The organism is Mesorhizobium sp. LNJC394B00 (assembly GCF_000502555.1).
Lineage (GTDB): Bacteria > Pseudomonadota > Alphaproteobacteria > Rhizobiales > Rhizobiaceae > Mesorhizobium.
Genome location: NZ_AYWH01000032.1, coordinates 1 through 5,642 on the forward strand (window position 1 = coordinate 1; position 5,642 = coordinate 5,642).

The window sequence follows — 5,642 nt, forward strand, 5'->3', positions numbered from 1 at the left end:
CTGCTCGGCGCCATTGCCGTGCTGACCGTCGTTCCCGTGGCCACTATCATGCCGGCCTATGCGGTCGACGACATCGAAGGCACCGATGCACCCGACCTCACCGCCGTCCAGGCCAAGATCGCCGTCAAGGACTACAAGGGCGCGCTGGCCGATCTGCGTGATCTCGCGCAGGACAACCAGCAGGCCGACGTCTACAACCTGCTCGGCTTCACACTGCGCAAGACGGGCGATTTCGCCACCGCGCTGACCTACTACAACAAGGCGCTGGAGCTGAAACCCGATCACAAGGCCGCCCGCGAATATCTGGGCGAACTCTATGTAGAGACCGGCGACATGGCCAAGGCCAACGAGCAGCTGGCGTCGCTGCAAAGATTGTGTCCCGCCGGCTGTGAAGAACTCGAAGACCTCCACAAGGCCATCGACACCAAGGTGACCAAGTAAAACCAGGCAGGCGCTGCAAGGCGCCTGCCCCTTTCCCATCGCCTGGAGCCAATCGTGACAACGACACAAACCGCTTCGAAACTATATCTCGCCGACTTGACCCTGCTGATGGGTCGCCTGCTGCTCTCATTGCTCTTCGTGCATGAAAGCCTGGAGCTGGCGACGCATTTCGCCGGTGCAGCCAAGGCGATGACGGCGCTCGGCGTCAGCCTGCCGCTTTTGATAGCCACCATAGCGCTGCAGCTGGGAGCTGGCGTTTCGGTCGGCCTTGGTCTGCTGACGCGTCTGGGCGCGGTGGCGCTCGGACTTTTCTGTTTGGCAACGGCAGCTTTGTTCCACACCAATTTCGCCAACCAGAACGAATTGCTGCATTTCGAAAAGGATCTCGCAATAGCGGGCGGCATGTTCGCCCTGGCCATAGCCGGCGCCGGCGCGATATCTCTCGACAGGGTTCTGAACGGCCTCGTGAAGCGCCGGCAACAGGACAGAGAGACGGTTGCGGCGCTCATAGCGGCCGGTAGGCCTCTCNCTGAACGGCCTCGTGAAGCGCCGGCAACAGGACAGAGAGACGGTTGCGGCGCTCATAGCGGCCGGTAGGCCTCTCTCGGTTGGCGAAATCAAGCTTCCATTCTAAATCGCCAAGACGCCGGGTCTCATATCAACCCGCCCGCCCGATCCGAACGCTACAAACGCCTCGGGCGACCCCTGATGACGAAAGCCGTTCACGGCGGGTTGTTTATCGACGTCCGCTTATCGGCACGGATAGGAACGCCCTATCGGCCGATATGAGGCGCAAAGCTGCCGTTCAAAAGGTAGCACGCTTGGAAGTTCGTGCCGACGCGCTATCTGGCGCATTTTGCCAGAAGTCGCTGCCTTCAAAGCTATCCAAAAACCGATCTTTGTCCCACTTTGTCCATAAGCCCCGCAAAAGCATCCAGGAACCCCAGGCGATTTGGCCGTATCGAACTGCCACCACGTCGTGGAATGGCAGGCGGCAAGGCTTGATTGACTGATTGTCGCCGCCGGCAAATCTTGACCGGAAGGCGCTATTGCCGGCGTGTTTTGGTCAGCGAATCGTTCAAGGCACTGGAAATGAGCCAATCGCAGGTCCCAGCACCACCGCCCGGATGGCTGCCGGACGCGTGGCTCCGCAACGCACGGCTGGTGTCCGGCCTTGTGCTGATGGCGTTCGTGACGCTGCATTTCCTGAACCATGCGTTGCTCCTGATCTCGCTTGAAGCAGCGGATAAGGGGCGCGCGGTGTTCCTGCTGATCTGGCGCAACCCGGCCGGGACGCTGCTCCTCTACGGCGCGGTCGCCACGCATCTCGTTCTGTCGCTGCTGGCGCTCTACACCGCCGCACGCTGGCCATTCCGGTGCGAGAGTGGGCACAGATACTGCTCGGCCTCTCCATCCCGCTTCTGATTGCCGAGCACGTGGTCGGCACGCGTGCCATGCACGCCCTCTATGAGGCCAACGACACTTACGAGTTTGTGGTGCGCTCGCTATGGATCCTGACACCGCAGGTCGGGGTGCGGCAGGCAATCGCGGTGGTCGTCATATGGGCACATGGCTGCCTCGGCCTCTACTTCTGGCTGCGTTATCGTCGGTGGTATCCGCGCGTCGCCTCTGCTCTGCTGGTCCTGGCGGTGCTGGTTCCGGTCCTGGCGCTGCTCGGTTTCGCTAGCGCCGGAAAGGAGGTCTCGGCGATGGGACCGCCTCAGTCGCAGCCCATCGAGCGAACCCTTTTGGACCGAGCGTTGGCGGCCAAGGAGCGCATGGACAGCAGCATCTATGCCGGCTTTGCGGGACTGATCGTCCTGGTGCTGGCGGCGCGCATCGTTCGCGACCGCATCGAGCGGCGCAACCTGATCGAGGTGCGCTATGCCGGCGGGCGCAAGGTGCGCATCCCCCGCGGCTACAGCGTGCTCGACGCCAGCCGGCTGGGCGGCATCGCGCATTATGCCGTGTGCGGCGGGCGCGGACGCTGCTCGACCTGCCGCATCCGCGTGGTCGACGGCCTGGCCGAGCAGCCGGAGCCCAGTCCGATCGAAGCGGCGACCCTGCGCCGCATCGCGGCCGACGGCGACGTGCGGCTCGCCTGCCAGCTCAGGCCGCGCGGCGATCTTCGCGTCGCGCCGCTGCTGTCGCCGCCGGTCACGGCGGGGGGGCCNGGGGGCCCGCTCGGCGCAACCGCCAGCGATCCCGGCCACGAGAAGGTAGTGGTGGTGATGTTCTGCGACATGCGCGGCTTCACGGCGATGGCCGACCAGCGCCTGCCATTCGACGTGGTCTTCCTGCTCAACCGCTATTTCGGCGTAATCGGCCGCGCAGTCGAGAGCTCAGGCGGCCGCGTCGACAAGTTCGTCGGCGATGGCGCCATGGCGCTGTTCGGGCTGGAGACCACGCGCGGCGAGGCATGCCGCAACGCACTTTCTGCCGCCAGCGCCATCGTCGAAGGGGTTCGCGCCCTCAGCGACGACTTTGCCGAGGAACTGCGCGCCACCATCAAGGTCGCGATCGGCATCCATGTCGGCCAGGCGATCGTCGGCTCGATGGGCTACGGCGCGGTCACGAACGTGACCGCGATCGGCGACACTATCAACGTCGGCAGCCGGCTGGAGGCCGCGGCGAAGGAATTCCAGGCGGAGATCGTCGTCTCCGAAGCGACGGTGCGGCTTTCGGGCATGGACCTACCCGGCGCGGAGGCGCGCGAGATCGACATCCGCGGCCGTGCGCGCCCGCTCGGCGTGCTGGTCGTGCCGCGCGGCGCGGCGGTGCCGATCGCCTTGCCAGCAAAATTGAGGTAAGGCGGGCTCGAAATGCCGGCCTCGCACACTCCCTACGATGCCGGAGGTCAGTCGGCGCGAACCGGATCGAGCGTCATCTGCTAGTCATCGTCTATTCGCGAGAGAATTTCGCCGAGGCGGTCACGCGACTGACTGGCGGCGCCTGAGCGGATGTCGCCTATGATGCTGTCGGCAACGACACCTTCGGCGGGTCGCTGGCAGCGCTCGGGGGCCGAAGCCATCTCGTTAGTTTTGGCCAGGCGTCAGGCCCAGTCGGCAACTGGGACATCGGTCGGTTCTCTTCGAAGTCCGTCACGATTTCCCGGCCTAACTACGCCCACTATACGGATGCACCGCAAAAGCTTGCTCTGCAATTGAACCGGTTCTTTGCCGCGCTCCGACTGGGCGTTATCAAGGTCGAGCCTCCAAGGCCCTACGATCTTGCAGCAGCGTCCGAGGCCCATCGCGATCTGGAGTCTCGACGAACGACCGGCGCGCTGGTGCTAAAGGTTTGAGACAAGTTTTCACGTTCGGAGTTCAGCGGCGTCACACGAAGCTGGCGGTCGCTATTGCCGCCATTCATTTCAAGGCCTTGCGAATAGCTGCTGTCGGCGTAGCCCCGATCAAACCGCCAGCGCTAGCAAGGTCCGCTTTTGGAGAACGCATAGATGGGCTTCGACGACCGATATGAAGCGCGAAGCGGACGTTCGATCACGCTGCGGATCGCTCGGCACTCCTTCCTTTCGGTGTCGGCTTTCCCAGGAAGTGGGCAAGCGCCAACTTCCTCGAATTCCGATCGAGCGCATAGGAGGTATGTCTGAAGGCTACGCCGTCCAGCAGGCCCTGAATGTAGCCAGCAATGCTGTCAGCCGCCATGATGAGTGCGGTATCTACAGTATGGATGTAGCGGCTCGTCACCGACCCTCGTGAATGACCGACCAAGGCGGCGATTGTTGCCTCGGTGAACCCAAGGTCGTTGGCGATGCTAGCGAAGCTGTGCCGCAGAACATGGGGTGTGATACCGGCCAGGTCGGTCTTCTCGAGTAGTTTCGTCCAGTGCCTGGGGAAGCTCCCGAATGGCGTGTCATCCTCCCAGCCAGGGAAGACATAATTTTCGGCGCCCTCTTCCTCTTGGCGGCGATCCTCGAGGTATTCCAGGACCGGCAGACCGATCGGACGCACCGACGCTCCTTCCTTGCTGTCGGTCAGGCGCAGGCAACTGCCCTCAACATCGACTTCTCCGTAACGTAGGCCGATCACTTCGCTGCGCCGGCAGCCCGTCAGGGCGATCACCCGGATCATTTCCGCGGTGGCCTCGTGCTGCCCGTCCGCGGCCGCTTTCCGCAAAATATCGCCCAGCGTGCGATACTCCTGCTCGCTGAGGCGGCGCGCGTTAACCCTGTCCTTCGGCTTGCGAACACCATGCACAGGGTTCTGCTCGATGATGCCGAGTTCGACCGCATAGGTGAGAATACCACCGAAGAGACCTATCGTTCGAGCCGCCGTGCCCGCTCCACCGCGCACGATCGCGCGCCCCCGCAGCTTGTCCGTCTTGACGTTCGCGCGTGTCTTGCCCGCCATGATGTCCTTCATAGCCTGGGTGATGTCGGACTTGGCTAAATCTCGCACCCGTCGACTGCCGAGCAGCGGGACGATGTGGCGCTCAACGCGCCCGACATCGGTGGAGATTGTCGTGGCTTTCTTTGGCCGTCCCCTTTTCCCGAGCACGAGCCCATTCTTGAGATCTTCGAGGTAGCGGGTGCAGAGATCCTTGACCGTGATCGCCTCGCGATCAAGCTTGCGCTCCTCTGCAGGGTTGCCGCCCCTTGCGACCTGACCCAGCAGCACTTTCGCCTCGCGCCTGGCTTCCTCAGGAGTCCAAACTCCGTGCAGGCCAATCGTGTAGCGACGCGAGCGCCCGGCACTGCGGTACTGCAGAACATAGCTGCGCTTGCCCGAAGCGAAGACACGCAAGCCAAAACCGGGTAGTTCTTCATCCCATATCACATAGTCCGAGGACTTGATTTTGGTGGCATCGATGGTTCGTTTGGTCAGCTTCGCCATGCTAGGGTGTCTCCTTGACAGAATCCCTGCGTAAGCAAAGCGTAAGCACGGCAGGGAGGGGTTTGAGCCGTCCCGTCGTACCGTCGGCGCTGATCGATTTCAAAGTCTTTTGTGATTTCAGTGGCATAGCGCACATTCGGATGGAAACGGATAGGTTCGGCGAAAGCCACTATCCATTCTCCGAAGGCAGAGGTCACAGGTTCGAATCCTGTCGGGTGCGCCAACTTACCGAGGTCCATTCCGGACACATAGGTTACGGTTTATATCGGAGACATGGGTAACACTTTTGGCCCGAAGGGGTTTTTGGAGTGGTTCGAGCCTGCATGTCTCATCATCGAAGTAGCCCAA

3 protein-coding genes and 1 pseudogene are annotated in these 5,642 nt (G+C 62.5%); 3 read left to right on the top strand and 1 reads right to left on the bottom strand.

Going from position 1 to position 5,642, the window contains the following annotated elements; translation table 11 throughout:
* Positions 1-48 precede the first annotated feature (48 nt).
* The 3 genes and pseudogenes from X751_RS135015 to X751_RS00045 all read left to right on the top strand — a co-directional run bounded on the left by X751_RS135015 (position 49) and on the right by X751_RS00045 (position 3,251).
* A complete protein-coding gene (locus tag X751_RS135015) occupies positions 49-441 on the top strand; it encodes a tetratricopeptide repeat protein (protein ID WP_245265865.1) in 393 nt (130 codons plus the stop codon).
* 108 nt (positions 442-549) lie between these two features.
* Complete coding sequence (locus X751_RS0134940; protein ID WP_023746495.1) at positions 550-1,038, top strand: DoxX family protein; 489 nt, start codon at positions 550-552, stop codon at positions 1,036-1,038.
* 495 nt (positions 1,039-1,533) lie between these two features.
* Positions 1,534-3,251, top strand: a pseudogene (locus X751_RS00045) (adenylate/guanylate cyclase domain-containing protein).
* Positions 3,252-3,941: 690 nt separating this feature from the next.
* Here the strand turns inward: X751_RS00045 and X751_RS135010 are convergent.
* On the bottom strand, positions 3,942-5,294 hold the full coding sequence (locus tag X751_RS135010) for a site-specific integrase (protein ID WP_023699405.1): 1,353 nt from the start codon (positions 5,292-5,294) through the stop codon (positions 3,942-3,944).
* Between the last annotated feature and the right edge of the window lie 348 nt (positions 5,295-5,642).

Excerpts from the sequence above, each read along its gene's own strand:
- X751_RS135015 (WP_245265865.1), top strand. The coding sequence starts at position 49 with ATGCCGGCCTATGCGGTCGACGACATCGAAGGCACCGATGCACCCGAC.
- X751_RS135010 (WP_023699405.1), bottom strand. The coding sequence starts at position 5,294 with ATGGCGAAGCTGACCAAACGAACCATCGATGCCACCAAAATCAAGTCC.